17 protein-coding genes and 1 pseudogene are annotated in these 26273 nt (G+C 62.1%); 8 read left to right on the top strand and 10 right to left on the bottom strand.

Going from position 1 to position 26273, the window contains the following annotated elements:
* Positions 1–140 precede the first annotated feature (140 nt).
* On the top strand, positions 141–3668 hold the full coding sequence (locus VJ464_14300; protein HKQ06302.1) for a CHAT domain-containing protein: 3528 nt from the start codon (positions 141–143) through the stop codon (positions 3666–3668).
* A 12-nt stretch (positions 3669–3680) separates the two neighbouring features.
* On the opposite strand, the gene VJ464_14295 is transcribed toward VJ464_14300, so the two are convergent.
* Entirely contained in the window at positions 3681–4088 is a 408-nt protein-coding gene (locus tag VJ464_14295; protein ID HKQ06301.1) for a response regulator, read from the bottom strand.
* Between the two features lie 298 nt (positions 4089–4386).
* Between VJ464_14295 and VJ464_14290 the strand changes: the two genes are divergently transcribed.
* A complete protein-coding gene (locus VJ464_14290; GenBank protein ID HKQ06300.1) occupies positions 4387–6063 on the top strand; it encodes a glycosyltransferase family 39 protein in 1677 nt (558 codons plus the stop codon).
* Between the two features lie 12 nt (positions 6064–6075).
* Here the strand turns inward: VJ464_14290 and VJ464_14285 are convergent, their stop codons facing one another.
* Both VJ464_14285 and VJ464_14280 read right to left on the bottom strand, forming a co-directional pair.
* On the bottom strand, positions 6076–7404 hold the full coding sequence (locus VJ464_14285; GenBank protein ID HKQ06299.1) for an MFS transporter: 1329 nt from the start codon (positions 7402–7404) through the stop codon (positions 6076–6078).
* The gene (locus VJ464_14280) at positions 7371–8057 is read right to left on the bottom strand and encodes a hypothetical protein (GenBank protein ID HKQ06298.1); all 687 of its coding nucleotides are present in this window, start codon (positions 8055–8057) and stop codon (positions 7371–7373) included. The genes VJ464_14285 and VJ464_14280 overlap by 34 nt, the downstream gene beginning before the upstream one ends.
* Positions 8058–8234: 177 nt before the next feature.
* On the opposite strand from VJ464_14280, the gene VJ464_14275 reads away from it, so the two are divergent.
* Positions 8235–9284, top strand: a complete 1050-nt coding sequence (locus VJ464_14275) for a 2-dehydropantoate 2-reductase (GenBank protein ID HKQ06297.1) — start codon at positions 8235–8237, stop codon at positions 9282–9284.
* A gap of 177 nt (positions 9285–9461) precedes the next feature.
* Entirely contained in the window at positions 9462–10073 is a 612-nt protein-coding gene (locus VJ464_14270; GenBank protein ID HKQ06296.1) for a hypothetical protein, read from the top strand.
* Between the two features lie 3 nt (positions 10074–10076).
* Here the strand turns inward: VJ464_14270 and VJ464_14265 are convergent, their stop codons facing one another.
* The 4 genes from VJ464_14265 to VJ464_14250 all read right to left on the bottom strand — a co-directional run bounded on the left by VJ464_14265 (position 10077) and on the right by VJ464_14250 (position 14697).
* The gene (locus tag VJ464_14265; GenBank protein ID HKQ06295.1) at positions 10077–11309 is read right to left on the bottom strand and encodes a hypothetical protein; all 1233 of its coding nucleotides are present in this window, start codon (positions 11307–11309) and stop codon (positions 10077–10079) included.
* 295 nt (positions 11310–11604) lie between these two features.
* Complete coding sequence (locus tag VJ464_14260; GenBank protein HKQ06294.1) at positions 11605–12711, bottom strand: metal-dependent hydrolase; 1107 nt, start codon at positions 12709–12711, stop codon at positions 11605–11607.
* Positions 12712–12800: 89 nt separating this feature from the next.
* Positions 12801–13595 carry a hypothetical protein gene (locus tag VJ464_14255; protein ID HKQ06293.1) on the bottom strand — a complete coding sequence of 265 codons (795 nt, stop codon included), beginning with the start codon at positions 13593–13595 and terminating at the stop codon, positions 12801–12803.
* Between the two features lie 355 nt (positions 13596–13950).
* Positions 13951–14697: a DUF4097 family beta strand repeat-containing protein gene (locus VJ464_14250; GenBank protein ID HKQ06292.1), complete on the bottom strand. Its 747-nt coding sequence runs from the start codon at positions 14695–14697 to the stop codon at positions 13951–13953.
* 276 nt (positions 14698–14973) lie between these two features.
* Here VJ464_14250 and VJ464_14245 point away from each other — a divergent pair, with 276 nt between their 5' ends.
* Positions 14974–15429 carry a thioredoxin family protein gene (locus VJ464_14245; GenBank protein HKQ06291.1) on the top strand — a complete coding sequence of 152 codons (456 nt, stop codon included), beginning with the start codon at positions 14974–14976 and terminating at the stop codon, positions 15427–15429.
* Positions 15430–15441: 12 nt separating this feature from the next.
* A pseudogene (locus VJ464_14240) lies at positions 15442–15657 on the top strand (thioredoxin family protein).
* A 104-nt stretch (positions 15658–15761) separates the two neighbouring features.
* Here VJ464_14240 and VJ464_14235 read toward each other — a convergent pair.
* Positions 15762–18926: an EAL domain-containing protein gene (locus VJ464_14235; GenBank protein HKQ06290.1), complete on the bottom strand. Its 3165-nt coding sequence runs from the start codon at positions 18924–18926 to the stop codon at positions 15762–15764.
* Positions 18927–19197: 271 nt separating this feature from the next.
* On the bottom strand, positions 19198–19944 hold the full coding sequence (locus tag VJ464_14230; GenBank protein HKQ06289.1) for a ubiquinone/menaquinone biosynthesis methyltransferase: 747 nt from the start codon (positions 19942–19944) through the stop codon (positions 19198–19200).
* 492 nt (positions 19945–20436) lie between these two features.
* Between VJ464_14230 and VJ464_14225 the strand changes: the two genes are divergently transcribed.
* Both VJ464_14225 and VJ464_14220 read left to right on the top strand, forming a co-directional pair.
* Positions 20437–22527 (top strand): S8 family peptidase, encoded by a 2091-nt coding sequence (locus tag VJ464_14225; GenBank protein HKQ06288.1) that lies wholly within the window; start codon positions 20437–20439, stop codon positions 22525–22527.
* An 81-nt stretch (positions 22528–22608) separates the two neighbouring features.
* Entirely contained in the window at positions 22609–25107 is a 2499-nt protein-coding gene (locus VJ464_14220; GenBank protein ID HKQ06287.1) for an HD domain-containing phosphohydrolase, read from the top strand.
* Positions 25108–25125: 18 nt separating this feature from the next.
* Here VJ464_14220 and VJ464_14215 read toward each other — a convergent pair whose 3' ends face one another.
* Positions 25126–25905: an SDR family oxidoreductase gene (locus VJ464_14215; protein HKQ06286.1), complete on the bottom strand. Its 780-nt coding sequence runs from the start codon at positions 25903–25905 to the stop codon at positions 25126–25128.
* Positions 25906–26273: the final 368 nt, after the last annotated feature.

Raw genomic sequence — 26273 nt, 5'->3', positions numbered from 1 at the left:
CCCTTGCTCCTTCCGCTCGACCATGTTGAAATAACTTATGCCCTCGGGGCTTATACCTGAGCGGCCCGTCGTCGTTGACTGCTCGACGAGAGCCTTCCTCTCAACTTTCCTCGAAGGTGTTAATTAAAGGAGACTGAGTGGTGGCTCGAAAAATCGAACAAGGCCGGGTGTCGGAGAATCATCAATTGCAGAAGCTTCGCTCGCTTAGTCTCACCCTCTCTATCGGCATGCTCTTATTATTGGCCGCCTGCTTTGTCGGCTGGCAGGCCCGAGCCGGCACGGTTGACGCCGCGCAGCATCAAGATGAGGCTCGCGCGCTCGAAGCCGGCAAGCCCGTAGACCAGCAGCTCGCCGGCGGCCAGGCGCATGTTTATCAGGTCACGCTCGCCGCCGGCCAATACCTGCACGTTCTGGTCGAGCAGCAAGGCGTGGACGTGCTGGTGAAGGTGAGCGGGCCGGACGGCAAGCCACTGCTCGAAGTCGACCGCCCCATCGGGCCGCAAGGCCAGGAGCCTGTGTCGCTGGTCGCGACGGTTGCCGGCGCTTACAAGCTGGAGGTGCGCGCTGCGGAAAAGGGCGCGCCCGCCGGGCGCTATCAAATACGTGTCGCCGAGCTGCGCGCCGCGACCGCGCAGGACGCCGACCGCATCAGTGCCGAGCGCGCTTTCCTTGAAGGCGAGAAGCTCCAGGCCGAAGCGACCGCGGATACGCTGGCGCAAGCCATCAAGAAATACGACGAGGCGCTGCGGCTGTGGCGCAGCCTCGGCGAGCGCCCGCGGCAAGCCGACACGCTTTATTACCTCGGCTCGATTTATGAGTCGCAGGGCAATCGGCAAAAAGCGATTGACGCGTATTACACGCCGGCCCTCGCCCTCGCGCGCGAGCTTCATGACCAGGCGAAAGAGGGCGATTTGCTGACCAACATCGGCAAGGCACTCGACGAGCTGGGCGAGAAGCAGAAGGCGCTCGGTTATTACGAGCAGTCGCTGGCGCTCTACCGCACGCTGAAATCGGCCAGCGGCGAGGCGACGACGCTCAACAACATCGGCAAAGTTTATGACGACCTCGGCCAAAAAGAGAAGGCGCTGGAGCTTTACAACCGCGCCCTGCCGATCTTTCAAACGCTCAAGGACCGCAACAGCGAAGCCGTGACGCTCAACAACATCGGCGGCGTCTATGACGCCAAGTACGATTCAAAAGACGAGCATCAGCGGGCGCTCGACTTTTACAACCGCGCCCTGCCGCTATTCCAGGCCGCCCAGGATCAGGGCGGCGAAGCGACGGTGCTGAACAACCTCGGCAAGTACTACGACGACGCCGGCGACAAAGAGAAGGCGTTCGGTTTTTACGAGCGCGCGCTGAAGCTCTATCGCGCCCTCGGCGACCGCCCGCGCGAAGGCAACACGCTGTCGAATATCGGCGGCCTCTATGACGCCTGGGACAAGCGCCAGGAGGCGATAGACACCTACGGTCGCGCGCTGGTCATCAGCCAGGAGGTTGGCGACCGCCGGGTCACCGTTTATACGCTCGCCAAGCAGGGCCGGCTCTATGACCGCATGGCCGACGACGAGCTTGCGAAATGCGAAGAGGCCGCCAACGACAAGGCGAAGGCCGACGAGTGCCAGAAGCGCGGGCTGGCCTACAAGGCGAAGGCCCTTGAGTATTACAACCAGGCGCTGCCGATCACACGGGCGCTCAGTGACCGGCTGGTCGAGGCCTACACGCTGACCAACATCGGCAAGATTTATGACGACATGGGCGATAACCGCAAGGGGCTGGACTATTACAGTCAGGCGCTGCCGCTGCACCTTGCCTTGAACGACGACCCTGGCGAAGCCTTCACGCGTTATCACATCGCCCGCGTGCAGCGCGACCTCGGCAACCTGACAGAGGCGCGCAGTCAGATCGTCGCCGCCGTCAACATCGTCGAGCTGCTGCGCACGATGTACGAAAGCCATCAGCAGTTGCGCGCCCTCTACTTCGCGGCGGTGCAGAACTACTACGAGCTTTACATAGACCTGCTCATGCAACTGCACAAGCAGCGGCCCTCGGAAGGCAACGACCTGAAGGCATTACAAATCAGCGAGCGGGCGCGAGCGCGCAGCCTGCTCGAATCTCTGGCCGAAGCGGGGGCGAAGATTCAGCGCGGCGCCGACCCGGCGCTATTGGAGCGCCAGCAGCTTATCCAGCAGCAGATTCGCGGCAAGACCGAGCGCCAGTTGCGCCTGCTCGCCGGTAGCTACACCGAAGCGCAGGCGGCGGCGATCAAGGCAGAAATCAACGGCTTGAAGGAGGCTTACCAGCGGGTCGAAGCCGAGATGCGCGCCCGAAGCCCGCACTACGCGGCGCTGACGCAGCCGCAGCCGCTGTCAGCCGCAGAGATTCAACAACAGGCGGTCAACAAGGATTCGTTGCTGCTTGAGTTCTCGCTAGGCCGGCTGCGCAGTTACCTGTGGGCGGTGACGCCGACCTCTGTCGAGAGCTTCGAGCTGCCGCCGCGCCGGATTATCCAGGCAGCGGCGCGAAAGTATTACGAGTTACTCGCGGGCATCACGCCGGCAAATGGCGCGGCGGCGGATCGCGGGCTGAGCGTCAACAGTCCAGAGATCCGCAACCCGGAGTTGACGCAGGCGGCAGCGGCGCTCAGTCAGTTGTTGCTGACGCCGGTTGCAGGCGAGCTGGAAAAGAAACGCCTCTTGATCGTCGCCGACGGTGTCTTACAATACATACCGTTTGCGGCCTTGCCGGCGCCGCAGGCGATAGCGGCAGGCGGTCGCTCGCCTGCCGGCGACAAGGGCCAGCCGACCGCTGATCTGCCGCCGCTGGTCGTTGACCACGAGATCGTCTATCTGCCGTCGGCTTCGACGCTGGCCGTGCTGCGCAAAGAACTGGCCGGACGTAAGCCGGCGCCGCGATCCGTCGCGGCCATTGCCGACCCGGTCTTCGATCCGAATGACGAGCGCGTCAGCGCCGCTGCGGGGCGGGCGGCCTCTCGCTCGCAACCGGCGGCGAGCAATCAGCGCGCCCTGACGGTCAAAGTCCAGAAGGCGGCGAGCGGCACGGGCTGGGAGGTTGAAGGCGGCCTGATGATTCCGCGTTTGCCGGGGACGCGCAAAGAGGCCGAGAAGATTCTGGCCTTCGACCAGCCAGGGCAGAGCCTACAGGCGCTCGACTTCAAGGCGAGCGTGGCGACCGTCAGCAGCCCCGACTTGAGCCAGTATAAATACATCCATCTGGCGACGCATGGTTTCTTAAACAGCGTTGACCCCGAGTTGTCGGGCCTTGTGCTATCGCTGGTAGACGAGAAGGGCCAGCCGCAGAATGGCTTCTTGCTGGTCAATGATGTTTACAACTTGAACCTGCCCGCCGAGATGGTTGTGCTCAGCGCCTGCAAGACCGGGCTGGGCCGCGAGGTCAAAGGCGAAGGCATTATCGGGCTGACGCGCGGGCTGATGTACGCCGGGGCGGCGCGCGTCGTCGTCAGCCTGTGGGACGTCGACGACGAGGCGACGGCACAATTGATGACTGGTTTCTACAAAGGGGTGTTGAAGGACGGGCTACAGCCAGCGGCGGCATTGCGGGCGGCTCAGGTCGAGATGTGGAAACAGAAACGCTATCAATCGCCTTCCTACTGGGCGGCGTTCATCCTACAGGGTGAATGGCAGTGAGCGGCGATTGGGTTAAGAATTACTTTTCCTGCTGGCCTTGTGGTTGCGGCGCGGTTCGACCAATTCGCGAATGGCCTGCAAGAGCAGGTCGGGATCGGCCGGCTTGGTGATGTATCGCTGGGCGCCGACATTCAGCGCCTCCTGAATATCGCTCTCATAGGCTGCCGCCGAGTGAAACAAGACCGGCGTGTCGGTATCGAAAGCCCGAATATAACGGCAGAGCATCACCCCTGACCCTTCGGCCAACCAGTTATCGATCATGATCAGGTCGAGGTCGCGTTGTAAGGCGATGGTCAGCCCGTCGCCGACGCCGCGAGCGGGAACGGCCTCGTAGCCCTCCAGCGCGACCAGCATGCAGAGAAAGTCCCGGCTATCCGTGTCATCTTCGATGATGAGAATGCGTGGGACCCTGGTTGTCATCCGCCGTCCTGCTTTCTACACCGCTAGCCAATAATCTGAGCTTAGCAGCCTAATTTCCTCGCGATTTTGATAAGGGTCTGGGGAGTGCAGGCAGATTCTATCATCAGAAAAGGGGAAGTCAATCAGGAGATTCCCTGAAGGCGACGCCTCGATGAAAGGAATGGCCAGAGCCAACTTTGAAGGTATCCAGCCACCCCGCGGGGTGGGTTTTTGTTGTGCGCCGTGAGTCACCTCTGCTTATTGTCGAAAGGCGCTATGGCCGCATGTTAGTATTCACGCGCAAGCAGAGGAGGTTCGTTTGCCAACGTCCGCCGAGCAAACCGATTTGATGATCGAAGACCAATCAGAAGCGATCACGTCGCGGCAGGTGCTGTTGGCCCTGGCGGGCCTATTTGTTTTGAATCTGCTGCTGCGGGTCTTTTACCTGCGTTACGATTTCGTCAATGGCGATGAAGGCGTGCGGGCGCTGACGGCGACGCGGCTGCTCGATGGCGCGCGCCTCTACGCCGACGTGGTGACGGACAAGCCGCCCGGCGCGACGCTCTTTTATGCGGCGGTCTTTGCGCTCGCCGGGCGCAGCATGAAAGCCGTGCATGTGGCGGCGGCGCTCTGGAATTTCGCGACGGCGATGGTGGTATATCTCACCACCGCGCGCGCTCACGGCAAACGCACGGGGCTGTGGGCAGCGCTGCTGTTCGTCTACTTCACGACAAACTACTTCACTCAGGACACGATGGCAGCAAACACCGAACTGCTGCTGGCGCTGCCCTATGCGGCGGCCTTCGCTTGCTTCGTGCGCGGCACCGGCATGGCGGATAAGCAATCAAGGACGCGGCGCGGTCTCTTGCTCGTCGGTGCGGGCGTGATGACCGGGCTGGCCGCGATGTTCAAGCAGACAGGGGTTCTCAACCTGTTATTCTTCGGCCTCTGCGAGCTGGTCTTTGCTTATCGTGCTCGGCACGACTTTCAAACGGTGGCGGCGTGGCTTCGGGCTCCGGGCAAGCGGTTGCTGATACGACTGTCGCTTGTCGCCATCGGTTTTCTGCTGGTCATCGCTGTATTCGTCGCGTGGCTCGCTTCCATGCATGCGCTCGCCGATTTCTGGCGCAATGGCGTCGAGATCAATATGTTCTACATCGATTCCGAGCCGGCGAGCTTATCGTTGCGCTTCGCCATCGGGCGCGGCATGGGCTATGTGCTGTTCAACTTCGCCCTATGGTCATTGGCCGCCTGGACGGTCATTCGCTCGATTCGAGCGGCGCGGCAGGCTGCCTTTAATCTAACCGTGGCGTTGTGGTGCGCGGTGTCGCTCATCAGCGTCGTAATCAGCGGGCGATTCTTTGGCCATTATTTCATCACGGCGCTGCCGGCCCTGGCCATGCTCGCCGCGCCGAGCGTTCCGTTGTTGGGCAAGCTGTTGCGTGATCCAGCCTACAAACGCCGCGCGCGGGCGGCGCTGGCTATCCTTGTCATCTTTTTCGCCGTCGGCCTGATCCGCTCGCACCATCGCACAGTGGTGCTGGCTTACGAAACCGTCACCGGCCGTCGCACATCCTGGAGCGCCGACTGGGGCATGACCAAACGTCAGGATGAAGCCGCGGTGATTGCCGCGACGTTGCGAGACCGCTTGCAGCCGGGCGAGCCGCTTTACATCTGGGGTTACGCTCACGATGTGTACTGGCAGACCGGCTGCCGCCCGGCGGCGCGTTACCTGACGCCTTATTACATCGATGGCCGCTTCAGCGATGCCGAAGCGATTGCGGCGCAACCGAACGCGCCGTTCTGGCAGGAGGCGCGCGCCAATTTGATTGAAGACCTGAAGCGCGCCCGCCCGCGCCTCATCCTCGACATCAAAGGCGATATGGACGACTTGCCTTACGCGGACATCACCGGGTTTCTGAAAGCGAACTATGAAGACGTTGGCGCGGTCGGCCCTGACCCGAATCGTCCCTTCCGTGTCCTGCGGCTCAAATAGCGGAATGTTGCTTTAGTCACTTTCACCGCCTGCCTGCTCAATGACCGAGCGATTAGGGTTGACCAGCGCCCACATGATCACGCCCCACGCCAGCACGCCGGCAGTGATGTAGAAAGGGACCGTCCACGACGCCAGCTTCTCGACCGCGTAGCCGACGACCACCGGCGCAAGCGTGCCGCCGATGTTGCCCGTCATGTTCATAAAGCCGGTGACGACGCCGGCATTGCGCCGCCCGACATCCAGGCAGGTAGACCATGCCGGAGGGCTGCTCAACATCTGGCAGAAACATGCCACCGTGATCAACGAGGCAGCGGCGAGGCGATCTTCGCTCAGCGCCACGGCTACGAGCGCGACGGCGCTGCTGAGAAAGCCGAAGCCGCCGAGCAGACAGCGCCCGATCTTCAGGCTGCCGGTGCGCCGCGACAGATAATCGGTCAGCACGCCGCCCAGCCACACGCCGCCGGCGCCCGCCAGAAAGGGCAATGCGGAAAACAAGCCGGCGTAGGCTTCCGAGAAGCCGCGCGCCTTGAGCAAGTAGGTCGGCAGCCAGGTGAGATAGAAGTAGAGCGCGTAGCCATACGAGAAGTACATCCCGCAAATAAACAGCAGGTTGGCGCTGCGCAGCAAAACGCGCCAGGGCACGCGCCGCACATGGCCGAGGTGAGCGGCGTCAACCTGGTCCGAGCGGATGAAGCGTAACTCTTCGGCGTTGACCGCGGCGTGTTCTTCGGGGCGGTCGCGGAACCACCTGTACCAGACCAGCGCCCAGATGATACCGAGGGCGCCGAACTCGACGAAGGGCCAGCGCCAGCCCTGCCACTTTACCAGTTGAAAGACCAGCGGCGTGGTCGCCGCAGCGCCCAGATAGCTGCCGATGAAAGTAATGCTCAGGGCACGCCCCTGGTGCGAGGAAGGGAACCAGCACGAAATGCTGCGCGCAATATTCGGGAACGCGCCGGCTTCGCCCACCCCGAACAGAAAGCGCACCAGCAGCAGCGACGCAAAGCCCGCCGAAACGCTGGTGAGCGCCGTGAAGACCGACCACCAGATGACAATGCGGGCCAGCGCTTTGCGCGTGCCGAAGTAATCGCCGAGCCAGCCGCTGGGGATTTCAAACAGCGCATAGGCCAGCGTAAAGGCGCTGAAGATATAGCCCATCGTTGACGGCGAGAAGTGAAAGGTCTCGGTGATGGCCGGCGCGGCGGCGCCGATGCAGACGCGGTCGGTGTAGGTGATGATGGTCAGCCCGAAGAGCAGGCCGAGAACATTGTATCGCGCCCGTGACGGACTGGCGGCGGTGGCAGCGATCATGTGGCGAGCCTCGCCCTTTCGATGATCCATTCGTTGATGAAGGCCAGCGATTCGCGCGGAAAGACGTGGCCGACGGCATAGCTCTTGAAGGTCACCGAGCGGGCGCGGCGACCGATAGCCGGTTCAAACGTGCGGACGCGCTCGATGGAATAAAACTCGTCGGCCTCTCCGGCAATGATCAGCGCGTCGGTGTCGCTCGCGTGGTACTTGTCTGAGTCCCAGTCGCCGGGGATGCCGCCGCAGACGCTGATGACGCCGCGAATCAAATTCGGGTGCGTGAAGGCGAAGCGGTAATTCAACGACACCGACTGCGAGAAGGCGACCAGGAAGATCGCCCGGCGGTTGACCGGGTAATCGGTGGCGGCGGTTTCAATCACCGAAAGCAAAGTCTGGTGGTGCAGGCGGATGGTCTCTTCGGCTTTGAACTGCATCATCCAGCCGAAGCCGATCTTTGGCTGGCGCTCTTCGGCGCTGCGCACGAAAAAGCCGTTCGGCCCCTGCACCGAAGCGATGATGAAATCGTGGTCGTTGACCTTGCGCATCAGCGCCATCATCGATTCCTTGTTGCCTTCGTAACCGTGCAACGCGATGACCAGCGGCCTCGGCTCCGGCGCGTTGTCATCGGGCACGTAAAGGTCGTAATAAAGCTGTGTGCGCTGCTCGGTCGCTCTTTCGATAATCATTATGGCGGCGCTTGCTCCTTCGAGAAAGAGGATGACGATAGGATCAGCCACCAGGGCACCAGGACACAAAGAAACACCGGGGGCTTCGTGTTTCTTTGTGAATTTGTGCCTTTGCGGCAAATCTGGCCGCTGGTCGCTTTGAGTCGCGGCGCGCGAAGTGCGATATTATCTGACGAGATGAGCGAAGGGAAGCCGGAACGTTATATCGTCTACGGCGCTGGCGCAATCGGCGGCGCGCTCGCCGGGCTGCTCAGGCGCGCAGGCTTGCGCGTTGCCTGCGTGGCGCGTGCCGCGCAGGCCGAAGCCTTGCGCCACGGCGTCACGTTTCTGCGCGGCAGCGAAGAATTCACTCAGCCGGTCGAGGCCGTCACGGCTGCCCGCGACCTGCCGCCCACGGACGGGGATGTGATCGTCATTACAGTCAAGTCACAGGCCACCGAAGCGGCGGTCGAAGATCTGGCCGCCGTCTACACGCAGGCGACGCCGGTCATCTCTTTGCAAAACGGCGTGACCAACGAAGCGGCCATTGCCCGCCGCTTCACGAATGTGTATGCCGGGCTGGTCTTCTTCAGCGCCACGCAGATGACTCCTGAGCGCATCGCGCTAACGCGCGGGCGCTCGATTGCGATTGGCCGCTATCCCGATGGCGTGGACGAGCGCGCCGGGCGAATCAGCAATGACTTCGAGCGCGCAGGGTTTGCCGCCCTGGCGTCGCCTTTCACGATGGCTATGAAGTGGGGCAAGTTCGTCATCAACCTCAACAACGCCACCTATGCCATCACCGGCTATTATGTCGAGCAGGGCGCGGCGGACGACGAGATGCGCCACTTGCTAGGCGACGTGCGCGAAGAGGGCTTGCGGGTGCTGAAAGCCGCGGGCATCGCCGTCGAGCCGCCGCCCGGCGAGCCTTCATTAATCCGCATTCGTGAGTTGCACGAAAAGGCCAAAGCGCCGCCGCCGGACGCCGCCGTCTTGCTCGACCTGCCTGAGGCCGAGCGCACCTACCCTTCGATGTGGCAAGACCTGATGCTTGGCCGTCGCACGAGCGAGGCCGAGCACCTGAACGGTGTGATCGTTGACCTGGGGCGCAAGCATCAATTGGCAACGCCGTATAATTCAGCGCTGCTCGAACTCGCCCATCGCATGTTCGCTGCGGGCGAGCGCCCAGGCATCTACACGCCTACGGAACTGCGGGCGCTGATCGAATCGCGCCGCGCCGCGTCATAAAAAACCGAGCCCCGGCCACGCAACAGAATTACAACTTCCCCAAGCCCTGCATTGGTGGTATAGTACGCGCGGCTGCCCCTACAGTCGTCCCCTAAAATTGAAAAAGTTTCAGTCGGTGCGAGCCGTCGCGCTTTGAGCGTCTGTCGGTGTCGCTACAGGAAGTTGAAGGTGGGAGTGATGCGCAAAGCGAAGCAATTGGCCGCAGCGATTGTCGCGGCGTGGATGCTCATGGCAGCGGCTCCGGCTTTTGGCCAGCCGGACGACGACCTGAAAAATAATCCCTCCGGCTCTGCCGATAAGCGTGAGGCAAGCGACGGCGTCGAGTTAATCAAGCGCTTCAAGATCGGCATGACTTACAGCGAAGTCCAGGCGGCGCTGCCGAAAAACGTCGAGCAGGATACGCTAATTTATGTGACCACCGACGAAGCCTTCTTGCTCAACGTCGAGCTGCCGGAAGCCGGTGGCTGGAGCGCCTCTTTCCGTTTCGACACACTGGATGCGCCGACGCGGCGGCCCGAGCGATTGATCGAGATGAGCTGCACGACGAGCCTGACAAGCCGCAGCCAATCCTTTGAGACGATTGTTGACAAAGTCACTGCCGCCTTTGGCGAGCCGGTCAAGGTAGACCGCGCGGCGGGGAAGATTCAGCAGGCCGGCTGGCGGGTGGGCGGTTCGCTGCTGACACTGGAGTACTCGTTTTTGCCCAACGGCATCGGCAACAACGTCACCATCGAGTTTACCATTCGCAAGAGCGGGCGGCGCGCAGCGAGCGCCGATAATATCGCCTGACCTTTACGCGGGGCGGCGGCGGAACCAGCGCAGCGATATCGAAACGGCGCACCACAGCAATCCTGAAGTCGCCATCACGGCCCAGCCGAAGGCTTCGATGAAGGTGTAGAAGCGCCCGGCGACGCCTGCCGCCAACCACGCCAGAAAGAAGACCAGCGCCGCCAATCTGCGCGCCCAGCGCAACTGGTTCGAGACGCGTATGCGGCGCAGCTCGGCTTCGAGAAAATCATCATCACCCATCAGCCGCTCATAATACCCGGCTTCGCGCCGCGCCAGCCGGGCAATCGCCGCGTCGCCGCTGGCCGCCGCCGCATGGTAGAAGTGCGCGACGTGCGCCAGCTTGCCATCGCGCAAGGCGATCTCTGCCAGCCCGATGTTGGCGCGAAAGCGCGCCGGGTCTAAATCGAGAGCGCGGCGGAAACAGTCGGTGGCGCGCTTGTAATCCAATCGCTCGAAGAAGGCTTCGCCGATGCGCTCGAGCAGGCCGGCTTGCGAGCCCGCCAATCGCGCCGCCAGTCGCAGGCAGGCGTCCGAGCGCTGCATCAGCTTGAGGTCTTCGGTGTGCGCCGAGCTACGGAAGAAACGCGACATCTCGTAGAGCAGCTCCGGGTTGCGCGGCTCTTTCTCGTAAGCGACGCGAAAATAACTTGATGCTTGCGACAGGCGGCCCGCCAGTTTCAAGGCGTTGGCGATGCGGCGCACACGCGGCATCGGCATGGCTTTGATCTCGTCCTTCAAGACCGGCGAGCCTTTCATCGTCGCCTGACTTTCGAGGTATTCGAAGAGCTCGAAGGAGCGCGGGTCGAGCTTGTGCGACCCGGCGGCGCGGAAGAGTTGCTTGACGAACGGCACGTAGCTGGCGCGGTGCGAGCGCACCAGAATTTCGATGCCGGGGCCGCTGATGCGTGTGCGATAGCTCATGCGTGAATCGCCCAACGAGACGTTAAACGTCGTCGCCTCGGTCGTGATGGTTTCGACCTCTGACACGCTCAGCTCGCGACCCATGCGGAAGAGGCGGGCGAGCAGGAAAGCGAGCGGCCCGCGATGGATGAGGCGTCGGCCATCAAACTCGATGCGGTCAAGCGCCGCTGCCACAATCAAGGGCAACAGCCCCATCAGACAGATGATCGCGGCGCGGTCATAACCGGCCTTGGCGAGCGCCGAGCCGACCGTCAGCAGCACCGCGGCCGCCAGCGTGTAAGGAATGTAACCGGGACGGATGCGTATCGGTTTCATCAGGCAGAAATCATTGTAAAGGCAAAAGGCAAAGGGAAAAAGGGAAAAGGCGACACGGCGACACGGGGACGCCAGGGGCAATCAGTTCTCGACATTCATTAAGATGAATTAAACACAGAGGCACAGAGGCACGGAAGGGACACAGAGAAGACTCCGTGCCTCCGTGCCTCTGTGCCTCTGTGTTTGTTCCTCATCCCTTTTTGCAGAACTGAATGGCCCTGGGGACGCGGCGAATAGGAACCAGAGACGAATTTGAGACAGGCTGAATCACTCACCGCGTCGCCGCATCGCCCTTTCAGAACCAGCGCGTTTCCGTGGTCAGCACATTCAGGTCGTGGTCGAGCTGGGCGCGCAGCCGCAGATCAAAACGCAAATCGCGCAGGGTGATGGTATAGCCTTCGCTACTTTCTTCGACCTCCGCCGCGTAGAAGCGGGCGAAGTCTAAAAAGACCTGACCGTCGCGCGATTGCCGCAACGCTTCGATGAAACGGGCATCGAGCGCCGGCTGTTTGAGCCAGTCGCCATCGTGATCGCGCAGATGAATGGCGCGCACAAAGGCCGCTTCATCGCCGCTGGCGGCGGCTTGCCAGATTGCCGGGTTTGCCGGCGTCGGCCATGCGGCCAGCTTGCGCACCTCTTCCGTTGGCGGCGGGTCGCCGGCGCGTTTGAGCGCCGATTGATGCGCCATCCACATGCCGCCATAATAAAGCGCCAGGACGAGCAGTGAATAACGCGCCAGGCGCTCGCCCTGCCGCCCCCATCCCCTCAATCCCCCGATCACGACGACGCCGAGACCGGCGAACCAGACCAGTCTCACAACTCCCGGCAAAGCCCCCATGCCCTGTGCGCCCTGTTGCAGCGCCAGCGCCATAATCAGCGACGACACGACGCCGATCAATAGCCAGACGAGCGCGCGGCCTCGACTGGTCGTCGTCAGCCAGAAGACCGCCGAGCCGAGAATCAGCCATATCCAAGGGTCAATGACAAAGACGACGTCACCATAGAACCAGCGGCGGCTGAACGGCAGCAGCGGGCGCACGCCATAGTTGTTGGTGAAATCCATGAAGGTGTGGCCGAGGCCGCCCGCATACGTGAGCCAGAAGAGCCTGAACGGGCGCATGGGACGGTGGCGATGGTCGCGCCGCAGACGGAAGCGCCGGTCTATCCAGGTGAGCAGCAGGGTGATGATCAACGCCAGCAGCGCCAGGCCGACAAACGAGTGAGTGAAGCCGCGGTGGTATTCGAGGTAAGCCGAGGTGCCGCCAAGCAGGCTGCGCGGCAGCACGTCAATGTCCGGCAGGTTCGACGCGACGACCAGCGCCGTGGTCCCAAGCGGCGTGGCGCGCTCCAGCCCGGCCTTGGCGAATGATAGACCGAGCAGAGTGTGGGCGAAGTTCTCCATAAGCACTTGTCAGTTGCCGGTTGCCGGTTGTCAGTTGAGCCGGCAGAGCTTGCCTGCCGACAACTGACAACCGGCAACCGGCAACTGGCTTACGGCTGGAAGTTTGGATTTGAAATTGACGGCGGCAGGTCTTTGACGCGCTCCGGGGCGACAGCGGCCAGGCGCTTCTCGGCGTCGGTGCCGGCGCCGGTCGTGCGGTCGGCTTTCGCGGATTCAAAGAAATAATCGGCGGCCTTCTGCTTGTCGCCTTTCTTATCGTACAGCTTGCCGAGCGCCAACTGCACAGCCGGCTTCAAGACGGTCGTCGAGTTGAGCAGTTTCTCGTAGAGGCCGATGGCTTCGTCGGCGTTGCCCTGGGCCGCGGCGTCTTCGGCCAGCGCCAGGCGGGCGAGGTCCGAGGCGCGCTCGTCGTTGCGGTCGGCGACCTGGCGCAACAGGCTCAGCCCCTTCTCGCGGCTATCCGGCAGGTGCAGGTATGCCACCCCCGCATAGTAATGGCCAATGGCGCCATAATAACTGGAATAATCGTTGGACAGTTGCTCGAAGGCGGCGGCGGTCTCTTGCCACTTGCTCGCTTCGTCGGTGTAAGTCTTGGTGGTCGGCACAGAGGTGGCCGGCTGCGTCGGGTCTTGCACCTGGGCGTTATATTTTTCGAAGGCGGCGGCAAAGGCGCTCTCGGCGCGCGCCTGGCGGAACTGGAAGAAGTAGGTGATGAGAAAGTAAAGCGCAACGACGCCGATAATCGCGCCGATGGCGATAACAATCGGGCGACCACGATCCTGCAACCAATCCTGCGTGCGCTCATAAAACCGGATCATCGGGTCGTGACCCTGCTTCAGATCCTTCACCGCGATGCGGCCTTTTTTCCTGCCTGTCTTTGCCAAAACGTTAAGCCTCCTGAGAGTGACGCATGCATGGCGCGCTGCGCCGTCGGTAGAGCAAGAAACAACATAACGGCCCTAATCGCGGCTTGTCAAGGAAGGCGAACCGCTGACCTGCGGTCAGAAGGCAAAAGGCAAAAGGCAAAGGGCAAAAGTGGCGGAGCCGGATCAATAGGTAGGTAAAGGCGATCTGTGAAAGCGCCCAATCCTACCTATTAAATCCCCTGCCGACCTTTTGCCCTTTGCCTTTTGCCTTTTGCCTTGCGGCACAGCCGCAGAGGGATCGCTGACGGGTTGCAGACGCAGCATCAGGCGGGATGTGCGCTGCAACCCATCGGCTTCAAGAAATCAAAGGGGATTAGCTGCGGCGTAGGCTCAGGCTGCCCGAAACGCTCGACAGTTGCAGTCGGCGCGAGCCATTGCCGAGCTTGCCGCGGGCGCTGGTGCGCGGGCCGAAACGCTCTTTGGTCACTTCGATGGGGAAGTCTGTGTGGATGCCGCCGCTCAGGCTCGACATATCCACATCGGCGTCAATCTCTGATGGCATCCGCACATTGACGTTGCCGCTCACGGACGAAAACTTCATGTCCTCGCTGGCGCCATCGAGGCGATTGATGTCGACTTCGACATCGCCGCTGACCGACTTGGCGGTGACCGAGCCGCTCACGCCCCGAACCGTGACTTCGCCGCTGACCGAGGTGGCGTGAACGCGCCCGCTCACCTGGCTGACTTTGACATTGCCGCTCACCGACGAGATGCGGTCAAAGTCGTACTTGACGGCGCGCGGCACCTGCACTTCGAAACGGATGCTCGCTTCGCAGTCGCAACGTTTCGGGTAGTGGGCGCGGACTTCGACGCGGCCTTCGCTGCTCAGGTCTTCGAAATCGAGGCGGTCGCGGTCGGCGCCTTCCTTGAAGCCTTTGACGATAACTGTGTCGCCGTCATAGCCGGTCACCGTGACGTCGCCCGAAACGTTGCCGATATGAATCTGGCCGCCCGAGCCGAGCTTGTAGGTTTTTTGAAAATCTTGCGCCGCCGCACTCGCGGCAAATATCAGGCTGAGCATCGCTGAAGCGATTGCAAGCTGGAAGAATCGTCTGGTCATCTGATTACACTCCTCATCAAAGAATCGGTTTTAATGGTCACGCCGAGTGAGTGGCAGGGTTTTCGAAAAGGTTTCAGCCGCATCGAGATTTTTTCAACCGCCGCCGCGGTTGACGCGCCCCGACCCGCGGCACAGAATGAGAAGTGAGAAATGATGAATGCGGTAATGATGAATGTGGGCTGAAGGCGGGGGATTGTCTATCGATGATCCGGCTGCCTCCTTCCCTTCAGCTCACCGTCTATCATTGATCGCTCATCATTGATCGAAGGAGGGGCCATGACATTCATCGCGGACAAAGATCAGCAGACCATCCGCCAGCATTTCGAGGCGCATCTGGCGGGCGACGTCGAGATGGTGCTATTCACCGAGCGCGAATCGCCCATCATCGTTCCTCGTCTCCAGCCGTGCGAAACCTGCAAGGACACCGAAGCTCTGCTTGCCGAAGTCGCGGCGCTGTCGGATCAACTGACGCTCACCGTTCACGACTTGCAAGCGGCGCGCGACGAGGCCGCCGCTTATGGGATTGACCGCGTGCCGGCGTTTGTCTTGAAAGGCGCGGCGCGCGGCCGGGTGCGCTTCTTCGGCATCCCGTCGGGCTATGAGTTTTCGGCGCTGATTGCCGACATCATCGATGCGTCGAAGGGCGCGACCGAGCTTTCCGAGGCGACCCGCAGCTTTCTCGGCTCGCTCACCGAAGACATCAATATTAAAGTCTTCACGACGCCGACCTGACCCTACTGCCCGGCAGCGGCCAGGTTGGCCCACGAGATGGCAGTCGAAAGCTCGCACGTCACCGCCGACGTCATCGAAGCGATGGAGTTTCCCGATATGGCGCGGCGCTATCAGGTGCGCGGCGTCCCCAAGATCGTCATTAACGACACGGTCGAGTTTGTCGGCGCGCAGCCGGAAAGCGAATTTGTGAAGTATATGAAAGAGGCCATCGGGCAGAAGGAGCAATGATTTTAGATTTTCATGGCTTGGCGCTACGCGCCGGCGATTTTGGATTTTGGATTGAAAGAGTGAGCGTTCGCGCCGGTTCCCTCAATCCAAAATCCAAAATCGGCTCATTCGCCCATCGTCGTGTGCGGATCAACGTAGCTCAGGCAGAGGCGCTCGCAGTTGTCCGGGCCGAGGTAGCGGTTGCGCACAACGGCGATGCGCGGCTCGGCGTTGCCCGGCCCATAAACGCGGATGATGAAGAATTCCGGCGGCGTCTCCTGCAAGCGCACGCGCATGCCGCCGCGGCTGTAGTTTTCGGTCAAGACCGTGTCGTCGCCGACCGCGCGCATCTCTTCGCTGAGATATTCGATGCGCACGATCTCCGGCTTCTCGATGCGCTTCTCGCGGCGACGCTCGGCGCCCTTCCAGTTCTTCAGATTGAAGACCGCCCACGGTCGGTCGAGAAAGCCGCTCGGCGGCTCCTCTCCCAGAAACTCCAGACCTAATATCTGACCGCCGCCCTTGACCGGCTCGACCCGCCGGACCAGCGCGTAGACTTTGTAGGTCGAATCCGAGTAACCGTGACTGCGCAGCTTAACCGGCAGCGGCAGCATCAGGTGGACGACGTTGCCCTGTTGCATGCGGCGGCGCAAACGCAAGCGCACGCCGGTGCGGCTGACGTTGATGGTCTGCGTCATCTCGTCCCACTTGTTTTTGTCGTTGTCGTAGCCCGTAACCCGCGTCGGCATGGCCAGCTTGAAGCGCTCGGTGCGGCGGCGGTTGTTGTCCTTGCTGTTGTTGCCGAATTCGCTATAAGCGCGCTGCGCCTCTTCGTTGATCGAGGCGACCGAATGAACGACCTCGGCGAATTGTTTGACGACGGCGCGCGGGCCGCTGTCTTCGGACTCGGCGAAGCTAAACGCCTCGGCGGTGCCCGCCACGGGGCTCAACTCCTTGGTGCCCTGGAAGACCGCCAGCGCCTTCGAGAGCTTGCCCGACTCGCTGATGTCTTCGGTCAACGGCGCTGTCGACTGGTTGAGCGATTGCTGATGCGTCTGCTGAATCAGCTCGCGCATGGATTGCGCGTCCACGGGCTTCGACAGCAGATAGCCCTGCACGTACTGGCAGCCGAGGCCGGTAAGCTGAATCACCTGCTCGCGCGATTCGACGCCCTCGGCGATGACGTCCATGCCGAGGTTGACCGCAAGGCTGACGATGGTGCGGACGATCTCGGCATTCTTCGGCATGTGCATGCGGGTGACGAACGAGCGGTCAATCTTCAGCGTGTCAATCGGGAAGCGGTGCAGGTACGACAGCGACGAGTAGCCCGTGCCGAAGTCGTCGAGCAGGATGCGGATGCCGAGCGATTTCAACTGCCGCAGAATTTCGGTCGCCGCATCGATGTTTTCAATGATGGCGCTCTCGGTGATCTCGATCTTCAAGCACGACGCTTCAAGGCCGGTCTCGGCCAGGATGCCTTCGATCTGCTTGATGAGATCGGGTTGCATGAACTGCTTGCCGGAAAGGTTGACGCTGACGGTGAGCGGCGGCTTGATCGGGAACTGCTGGTGCCAGGCGTGGAGCTGGCGGCACGATTGCCGCATCACCCAGTCGCCGATGGGCAGGATCAACCCGGTCTCTTCGGCGACAGGGATAAATTGCACCGGCGGGATGAAGCCCTGCGTCGGGTGCTGCCAGCGGATCAGCGCCTCGAACCCGGCGATGCGCCAGTCTTCGAGTGACACGATGGGCTGGTAGTAGACGCTGAACTCGTCGCGCTGGATGGCGCGGCGCAAGTCGGTCTCCAGTTCGAGCAGCGCCACCGCCTTGGCGTGCATGCCTTTGTCGAACAGCTCGCTGCGCCCGCGCCCCTGGTCTTTGGCGCGGTACATGGCGGTGTCGGCGTTGCGCAGAAAGTCTTCCGCCTGATCGTAAGGCGTCAGGCTGTGAGCGATGCCGACGCTGACGGAAGCGAAGACTTCGTGGCCGTCGAGGTTGAACGGCTGGCTCATCTCCTTATGCACGCGCTCGGCGGCCAGCGTCGCATCGTCGACGTGCTTGAGGTGGTCGAGAATGATGGCGAATTCGTCGCCGCCCATGCGCGCCACCAGATCGCCGGGGCGCAGACAGGCTTCGAGCCGGCGGGTGATAGCGACCAGCAGTTGATCGCCGAGCTGATGGCCGAGACTGTCATTGACCACCTTGAAGCGGTCGAGGTCGATAAACAGGACGGCGAAGAGATAGTTTTCATTGTTCTTGGCGCGCTCCAGCGAACGCGTCAGGCGATCCATGAAGAGCGCGCGGTTCGGCAATCCCGTCAACACGTCATGGAAAGCGTTATGCAGAAGCCGCTGCTCGGCTTCCTTCTGCTCGGTGATGTCTGTCAGCGAGCCGGCCATGCGATAGACGGCGCGGCGCGCATCCCAGATCGCCAGCCCGCGCGTCAGCACCCAGCGGTAACTGCCATCGCGGTTGCGCAAGCGGTGCTCGCTTTGAAAGCGCGGCGTCACGTGCAGCAGGTGCGAGGTGATGTGGGTCTGCAACGACTCGACATCGTCCGGGTGAACGCGCTTGAGCCATTCGTCCGGGCGGTTGCCGATCTCGTTTTCGCGGTAGCCGAGCATGGCTTTCCAGCGGGCGCAGAACTGCATCTCGTTGGTGGCGAGGTTCCAGTCCCAGAGGCCATCATTGGCGCTGCGTGTGACCAGCGCGTAACGCTCCTGGCTGGCGGTCAGCTCGTCGAGCGCTTTCTTGCGCTCTTTCGTCAGCCGCGCCATTTCCGAGTCTTTGAGCGCGAGCTGGCATTTGGCGATGATGGCGGCGGCCAGCGAGCGCAGCGCCGCCGCTTGCGAGGCGCTCAGGTGGCGCGGCTTGCGGTCGAAGATGGCGAGCGCGCCGATGGCCTGATCCTTGTCGGTGAGGATCGGAAAGCCCGCATAAAAACGGATGCCGGGATTGTTCGCCACGTAGGGCGCGTCGGCAAAGCGCACATCTTTCGCCGCGTCGGGGACGATGAACAGTTGCGGCTTGAGAATTGTCCAGGCGCAGAAGGATTGGTCGCGCGGGGTCGGCGGTATCTCCAGCCCGACGGTCGAGACGTACTGCACGCGCTCGGCTTCGACCAGGCTGAGACAGGCCATAGGCGCATCGCATAGCTCTGCCGCCAGTTGCACGAGGTCTTTGAACTCGTCGGCAATGCGCAGCTTTCTGAGCAGGGCAAGGCGGCTCGCCTCACCCTTTGGCAGCGGCGCGCCCGGCAGGCCGTCTGATTGGTTCTTGCGTGCTTGCAAGGTTTTTGTCCGAACCCCCTCTCGACTTACGCTCTGCCATCGCCTCTCTACCCATCGCGAAAACCGCAAAATCGCCGATGCTGCGTGGAGGTCAAAAGGCGATGCAGAGATGTCTCGATGCCGTGCAAGAGCAAGGGGGGTGCCAGCCAACGGGACGTGCGAAATTTGTTTAGCGCGGCAGTTGTCTTACCCGAAGCGGGGAGGCTATTGGCAGCACCCCTGGCCGAATGACCGAATGGTGTGACGGCGAACTGTCAAATTACTGCACAAGCTAGGAAGGACGCGTGCCGTAGTTGATCGCCATGATGCCGCCGCCGAATTCGCGGAAGCCTGCGTCAACAAAGCCGGTCTCTTGCATCATCCGGCAGACGCCGCGCTGACCGGGGTAGAGCTTCAAGGTTTCGGGGATATAGCGATAGGTGTCGGCATCGCCATGCATGGCTAAGCCGACCAGCGAGCCGACAACCGAGAGATAGCGCAGGTAGGCGCGGCGATAAAGCCGGTTCGACGGGTGGCCGAAATCGAGCGACAGCAAACGCCCGCCCGGTTTCAACACCCGCTTGATCTCTAGGAGCGCGCCCGCCACGTCCGGCACGTTGCGCAGCGCGTAGCCGCCGGTCACGCAATCAAACGTTTGATCGGCAAACGGCAGGTGCATGATGTCGCCGCGATGAAAGCAGAGGTTGGCGACCTGCCGCTCGCGGCGCTTGCGCTCGGCAATCCGCAGCATCGCCTGGGTGATGTCGAGCCCGACTGCCCGGCCCGTGCTCAACTGCGCGGCGGTCATAAAGGTAATGTCGCCGGTGCCGCAGGCGATGTCGAGCGTCGCCTCGCCGCCTTTAAGCTTGAGCATGCGGATCATCTCGCGCTTCCAGCCGCGATCCATGCCATAAGACATGAAGGCGGTGAAGAAGTCATAGCGCGCGGCAATCGTTTCAAACAGGCGATTGACGTAGCGCTGCTTCTTCTCCTTCGAGGCGATATGCTCTTTTAGATCGAGTTTCTCTGTCGGCTTCATCGTTAACGGATGAACTCTAACGCAAAACCCAGGGCTTGGGTAGCCGGCTGCGGTGAACTGAATCTAGCCGTCCAGGTCAACCTGAGCGCCTAAGATGGGCCGTCGCGCCTGAGGCTCAGCGCCGGCTTATTGACTTAGTAGTATATTTTACTTTACACGTCGTAGTTGGGCTATAAAGCGCCTACCCGCGAAGCTGTCGGAGACATAACCCCAATTAAAATAAGGGCCAGCCGTTTCGCTGAGACCCGGTCAGGCTGCCGGTCAATTTGACTAACGCGATCTGTCAACTTGCCGACTAACAGGTGTCATCAGGGAATCCCCTGCGGATGATCTAAACAAGCGATAAGCGGCCTGTTTTCAAGGCGATGTGGGTTTACGCCGACAGTCGTCGAGAAACCCGAGCCTCTGGCACCAGGCTTGCTCATAGGCCAACCGGTTAGCCCCGGTTTTTAGGCTCAGTTTCAGGTAGTCGTGAGGAAGAGGACGCTTGTGATGATAAAGACATTAGCCCTTGCTGTCAGCTCAAATCTGCGCCGCGCCCGCTCGGTGGTAGCGCTGGGAATGATCCTGGCGTTATTGAGTCTGACGCTGCCACTGCCGCGCTCGCATGCGCAATCCCCATCCCCTATCTATAAGCTGTCAGTCGCCTTGCAACAGGCGCTCACCAGCAACGACTCGCTGGTCTGGTCAAACTCGTTGCGGCAGACGGTGCGCGCCCTGGTTCAGAGCAACGGCGCGGTGACCTCGGCGCTGCGTTCGGCCATCACCGCAGCCGGCGGCACGGTGGTGCGCCAGTTCACCTCGATTGATGGGCTGCTGGCCGAATTGCCGAAGAGCCAGTTGCTGAACATCGCGGGGCGCGCAGATGTCGAGCGCATCACGGCGGATCATCTGGCACAGCAGAGCGCCAGCCATCTGGAAGTCGCCACCGGCGCCGACCTCTTGCGCACCTACAAGCCTTTGACCGCCAGCTTCAGCGGCCTCGATGGCAGCGGCGTCGGCATCGCCATTCTCGATTCCGGCATCATGTCCAGCCACAATGAGTTTGGCGGCCTGCTGGGACTCTCGCGGGTGACGGCGACGACCGACATCGTTTCCAGCAACACCAATCTGGCGGTTTTTGAAGGTCTGCTGGGCATCCTCGGCGGCTTGCTGCCGATTCTCAGCCCGAACAAAGACGGCTATGGCCACGGCTCGCACGTCGCCGCCGCCGCCGCCGGGCGCAACCCCGGCAGCGGCAGCGCCCGCGGCTATGAAGGCATCGCGCCCGGCGCCAACCTGATCGATGTGCGCGTGCTGGACGGGCGCGGCCTGGGGCAGGCGAGCGACGTCATCGCCGGCATTGACTGGGTCATCGCCAACCGCGCGTCGAAGAACATCAAGGTGATGAACCTGAGCCTCGGCGCGTCGTCCACGGAATCTTATGTGACCGACCCGCTGTGCCGCGCCGTGCGGCGGGCGGTCGCCGCAGGCATCACCGTCGTTGCCGCCGCCGGCAATTATGGCCAGATCAACGGCATGGAAGCCTACGGCACGATTGCCGCGCCGGGCAATGACCCGACGGTCATCACCGTCGGCGCCGCCAACACGCATCAGACGGACGGGCGCGGCGACGAATCGGTCACCTATTTCAGCTCGCGCGGGCCGACGCGCAGCCACACCACGGACGCCGCGGGCGTCAATCATTACGACCACCTGCTCAAGCCCGACCTGCTCGCGCCCGGCAACCGCATCGTCGCGGCGGAGTCGAAAGGCTCGTGGCTGGTGAGCAACTATCCGCAGCTACACATCAGCGGGACGGGCACCGCGGCCTTCATGCAGTTGAGCGGTACTTCAATCGCCTCGCCGGTGGTCGCGGGAGCCGTTGCGTTGCTGCTGCAAAAGAACCCCGGCCTGACGCCGCCGCTCGTCAAGGCGATCCTGCAATACACCGCACAGCAGGTGGCCGATGCCAACCTCGTGCAGCAGGGCGCGGGCCTGTTGAACATCGAAGGCGCGACACGTCTGGCGGGCGTCTTACGCCAAGACATCGCGCAGGCAGTCGCTCAGGGGACAATCCATGTCGGCGACACGCTGCTGGCGCGCAATGCCGTTATGCCGACGCCGGTTTCCAGCATCGCCGGCCAGAGCGTTGCGTGGGGCAGGTACATCTTCGCCGGCGGCTCGCACCTGCTTGCCGGCCAGGAGTTGTTCAAACGCTATCAGGCTTTCTATAACCCGGCGCTTGTCTGGGTGCGCAGCAGTGTCACGGTCAACGAAGACCCGATTCTGAACGTCCAGTTGACCACCTCTGGAATAATTGACGCGGACCTCATCGCCGGCACGAGCGGCATCTTCATCACCGGCACCGCCATTGCCGCCGGCCTGACTGCCGGCCAGGGGATGACGCTGGCCGAAGGCATGACGCTGGCCGAGGGCTTCTTGCTGGCAAACGGCATGACACTGGCCGAAGGCTTCCTGCTGGCAAACGGCATGACACTGGCCGAAGGCTTTCTGCTGGCCAATGGCATGACGCTGGCCGAAGGCTTCTTGCTGGCAAACGGCATGACGTTAGCAGAGTCGAGCAATATCGGTGAGCCATAATTAAAGAAAGGGTGAGCGCAGGCAGATGCGAATGATCTGAGGCTCCCGACCTCTGCTGAAGCCTCATAGAAGTTTGAGGATATGCGATGGATTGATATGTCGGACTACAACCGCGGCGCGCGCGCTTACTGGTGGCTGACCACCTTAGGCGGCGCCGTTGCGGTGTCAGGCGCGGTCGTCAGCCTCGCGCGCATGGATCAAGTCAGAGGACTTGAAGTAGCCGCCTTGATGGTTGTGGTATATCTCGCTGGCCTGCGGCCGGTGCGCGTTCCTAGCACACAGGTCATCATCACGCCCGGCGACATCTTTATGTATCTCAGCGCGCTTTTCCTGGGCGCGCCCGCCGCCACACTGGTCGGCGTCACCGACGCTTTCAGCGCTTCCTACAGACTATCGCAGCGCTGGACGAGCCGCCTGGGCGGCCCGGCGTTGATGGCCATTGCGGTTTTTCTCTCCGCCAATTTTTTCGAGCGCGAGCTGGAGTGGCTGCGCCGCAACGATCTGTTCAGCCAGGCAGCGCTGCTCGGCGCGCTGCTGCTGTTTGCCCTGCTGCATTTCTTGTTGAACACCGCGCTGCTGGCGCTTCACCAATCGTTCAAGCGGCGCACCTCTCTGGTCAAGCTGTGGTGGGCGAACTATTCGTGGGCGATTGTCACCTACACCGCCAGCGCCTCGGCTGCCGGGATCATTTACCTGGGCATCAAGAATTATGGCATCACGTCGCTGCTCGCCGCCGGGCCGTTTGTGGCGGTGATCTTTGCCACCTGCCACTTCTACTTCAAGCAGGCCGACGAACGCGCCCGCGCCAGCGAGCGCATCAGCCGCATGCACCTGGCGACGGTCGAAGCCTTAGCGACAGCCATTGATGCGAAAGATCAGGTGACGCACGACCACGTCTATCGCGTGCAGGTCTACGCTACGGGCCTGGCGCGCCATTTCGGCCTGAGCGAGCTGGATATCGAGGCGCTCAAGGCAGGCGCGCTGCTGCACGATGTCGGCAAGATCGCCGTGCCCGATTACATCCTCAACAAGCCGGGCAAGCTGACCGCCGCCGAGTTCGAGAAGATGAAGATTCACACCGTCGTCGGCGCGCAGATTCTTGAGCGCGTCGGCTTCCCTTATCCGGTGGTGCCCATCGTCCGCCATCACCACGAGCGATGGGACGGCAAGGGCTATCCCGATGGCCTGAAGGACAAGCAGATTCCGATGACGGCGCGCATCCTCACGGTCGTAGATTGCTTCGACGCGGTGCGCGAAGACCGCCAGTATCGCAAGGCGATGACGCGCGACGAAGCCTGCGCTTTCCTGCGCCAGTACGCCGGCTCGCAATTCGATCCGCAGATGGTTGAAGCCTTCCTGAGCAATCTGCCGCAGTACGAGCAGGAGATTGCGGCGCACAAAGCGAGCCTCGCGCCGTTGCTGTCGCCGACGACGCAAGCGGGGCTGTCGGAAAGCGCGCTGCAAGCCGTACCGGCGGCGGGATTGGCGCAGGCCGTCAGCGAGCCGCCCGATTACGTCAAACAGATTCACGCCTCGCATGCGGAAGTCGCGGCGCTTTACGAGATGGCGCAGACCTTCAGCGCCAGCCTCGACGTGCGCGACGTGGTGACGCTCACGGTCAACCGCATCGAGCGCATCGTTCCGTTTACGACCTGCGCGATCTATCTGCGCGAGCCGGATGATTCGTGCGTGGCGGCTTATGTGTTTGGCCAGCACGCCGAGCGGATACGCGGCAGCCGTCTGGCCGCCGGCCACGGCATTGCCGGCTGGGTAGTAATCAATGGGCGAGCCATGAGCAACACCGATCCAATGCTCGACCTGCAAGAAACGCTGGGCGTCAGCGAAGCGGGCTATCGCACGGCAGCAGTCTATCCGCTGATGAGCGGCGACGAGGCCATCGGCGCGCTCGCCCTCTACAGCAGCACCCTGGATGGTTATAACGGCGACCACTTGCACTTGCTGGAATCGGTGGCGCGGCTGGCTTCGACGGCGTTGCAGCATGCGCAGCTCTACGAACAGACCAGGGTGAGCGCGCAGACCGACGCGCTGACGGGATTGCCGAACGGGCGGGCGTTGTATGCGCGCTTCGCGCAAGACCTGGCCGAAGCACAAGCGCAGGGCGGATTGCTAACCGTGCTTTCGTTCAATCTCGCGGGCATGCGCGCCGTCAATGACACGTTTGGTTATCAGGTCGGCGACCAGATGCTCGCCGAAGCGGCGCGGCGCTTGCGGCGGGTGATCGGCAAGTCGGGGATGCTGAGCCGCATCGCCGGCGACGAGTTTATCTGCTTGCTCAACGGCCACAACAGCGACGAGGCCGGCGAGCTCGGTTTGCGGGCGCGCGCCGAGATCGAGGCGCTCAAGCTCGAAGCGCGGCCCGGTTTGTTGGCGCAGGTCGGCTTGAATTTCGGCGTCGCCGAATGTGCCGCCGATGGCCGGACGATGGATGAATTGCTGCTCGCCGCCGCACTGGCCATGCGGCAAAACAAGATTGCCCGCCAGCCGCTCCCCGCGGAATCGCCCCTGCCCACGCCGGCAAGCGATTCGCCCGTCGGCTTCGTCAACGTGATTACTTCGTGAAAGGGGCTAGCCCCTTCCTCAAGCCAGCCGGTAGCCGCCCGAAACATTGAAAGTCTCGCCGGTGATGTTGCGGCCTTCGTTCGCGGCCAGAAACAGAGCGAGGGCCGCGATGTCGTCTTCTTCGACCATGCGTTTGAGCGCCGTCGGCTCGACGTACTGGCGCGTCATCTCTTCGACCGTGACATTCATTTGCGCGGCGCGATTGCGAATGACCGCTTCGATGCGCGGGCCATTGACCGGGCCGGGAGCGATGGCGTTGGCCGTGATGTTGTGCCGTCCCGCTTCTTCGGCGAGCGTCTGAGTCAGCCCGATCATTGCCCACTTCGAGGCGCAGTAAGGGCTGCGCAGCGCGTACGCCTGCAACCCGGCAATCGAAGTAATGTTGATGATGCGCCCGTCCTGCCGCGCAATCATGTGCGGCAGCGCGTGCTTGGCGCAGAGGAACGCGCCCGTCAGGTTGACGGCCAGCGTGCGCTCCCAGTCTTCGCGGCGGACCTCTGTGATAGGCGCGGTCGGCCCGGCGATGCCGGCGTTGTTGACCAGTATGTCTATGCGCCCGAATTCGGCGAGCGTCTGCGCCACGAGTTGCTCGACCGCCGCTTCGTCGGCAACGTCGGCGATTACGCTGATGGCGCGCGCGCCGCTCGCTTCGAGATCGCGCGCCGTCTTTTCGAGCGCTTCAGCCGACGTGCCGCTGACGACGACTCCGGCGCCCGCCGCCGCGAAACGTAAAGCGATGGCGCGCCCAATGCCATGCCCGCCGCCCGTGATGATTGCCACTTTGCCGTCAAGCTTCATGTTTGCCTCCTGTAGACGAGCTATTGCCTCGCAACGCCTCCCCTATGGCAATTTGGAACCGGCTAATCATAGCCCATTGCGTGCCGCCAGGTAAGCGCGCCACACGCGAGCCGCACACGGCCTGACGGCGGTCCGCGCCTGGCAAACGCTTTTAACTTGCTGCTTGAATGAATGGCGCGGCAAAGCGTCAACCGGCTACCCCAAAAAGGTAACGCGATTTGTCATCTCACCAGCGATTTTGTGTTACTCGCTCGGCACCGCTCACCGAGCCTGACCCGAAGATCATTAATAAGCGGTGTCGTAGACAGCTTTAACTCGTCTCTGTCGGCTGCCTACAGTCAACAAAACCCTCGGGAAACCAGCGAAAG

Source organism: Blastocatellia bacterium, assembly GCA_035275065.1.
In the GTDB taxonomy this organism is placed as follows: domain Bacteria; phylum Acidobacteriota; class Blastocatellia; order UBA7656; family UBA7656; genus DATENM01.
The sequence above is the reverse complement of the archived record's forward strand: the minus strand, read 5'-3'. Positions and strand labels throughout refer to the sequence as shown.

Excerpts from the sequence above, each read along its gene's own strand:
- VJ464_14295 (HKQ06301.1), bottom strand. The coding sequence starts at position 4,088 with ATGACAACCAGGGTCCCACGCATTCTCATCATCGAAGATGACACGGAT.
- VJ464_14285 (HKQ06299.1), bottom strand. The coding sequence starts at position 7,404 with ATGGATCATCGAAAGGGCGAGGCTCGCCACATGATCGCTGCCACCGCC.
- VJ464_14280 (HKQ06298.1), bottom strand. The coding sequence starts at position 8,057 with ATGATTATCGAAAGAGCGACCGAGCAGCGCACACAGCTTTATTACGAC.
- VJ464_14275 (HKQ06297.1), top strand. The coding sequence starts at position 8,235 with ATGAGCGAAGGGAAGCCGGAACGTTATATCGTCTACGGCGCTGGCGCA.
- VJ464_14270 (HKQ06296.1), top strand. The coding sequence starts at position 9,462 with ATGCGCAAAGCGAAGCAATTGGCCGCAGCGATTGTCGCGGCGTGGATG.
- VJ464_14265 (HKQ06295.1), bottom strand. The coding sequence starts at position 11,309 with ATGAAACCGATACGCATCCGTCCCGGTTACATTCCTTACACGCTGGCG.
- VJ464_14260 (HKQ06294.1), bottom strand. The coding sequence starts at position 12,711 with ATGGAGAACTTCGCCCACACTCTGCTCGGTCTATCATTCGCCAAGGCC.
- VJ464_14250 (HKQ06292.1), bottom strand. The coding sequence starts at position 14,697 with ATGACCAGACGATTCTTCCAGCTTGCAATCGCTTCAGCGATGCTCAGC.
- VJ464_14245 (HKQ06291.1), top strand. The coding sequence starts at position 14,974 with ATGACATTCATCGCGGACAAAGATCAGCAGACCATCCGCCAGCATTTC.
- VJ464_14230 (HKQ06289.1), bottom strand. The coding sequence starts at position 19,944 with ATGAAGCCGACAGAGAAACTCGATCTAAAAGAGCATATCGCCTCGAAG.
- VJ464_14225 (HKQ06288.1), top strand. The coding sequence starts at position 20,437 with ATGATAAAGACATTAGCCCTTGCTGTCAGCTCAAATCTGCGCCGCGCC.
- VJ464_14220 (HKQ06287.1), top strand. The coding sequence starts at position 22,609 with ATGCGATGGATTGATATGTCGGACTACAACCGCGGCGCGCGCGCTTAC.
- VJ464_14215 (HKQ06286.1), bottom strand. The coding sequence starts at position 25,905 with ATGAAGCTTGACGGCAAAGTGGCAATCATCACGGGCGGCGGGCATGGC.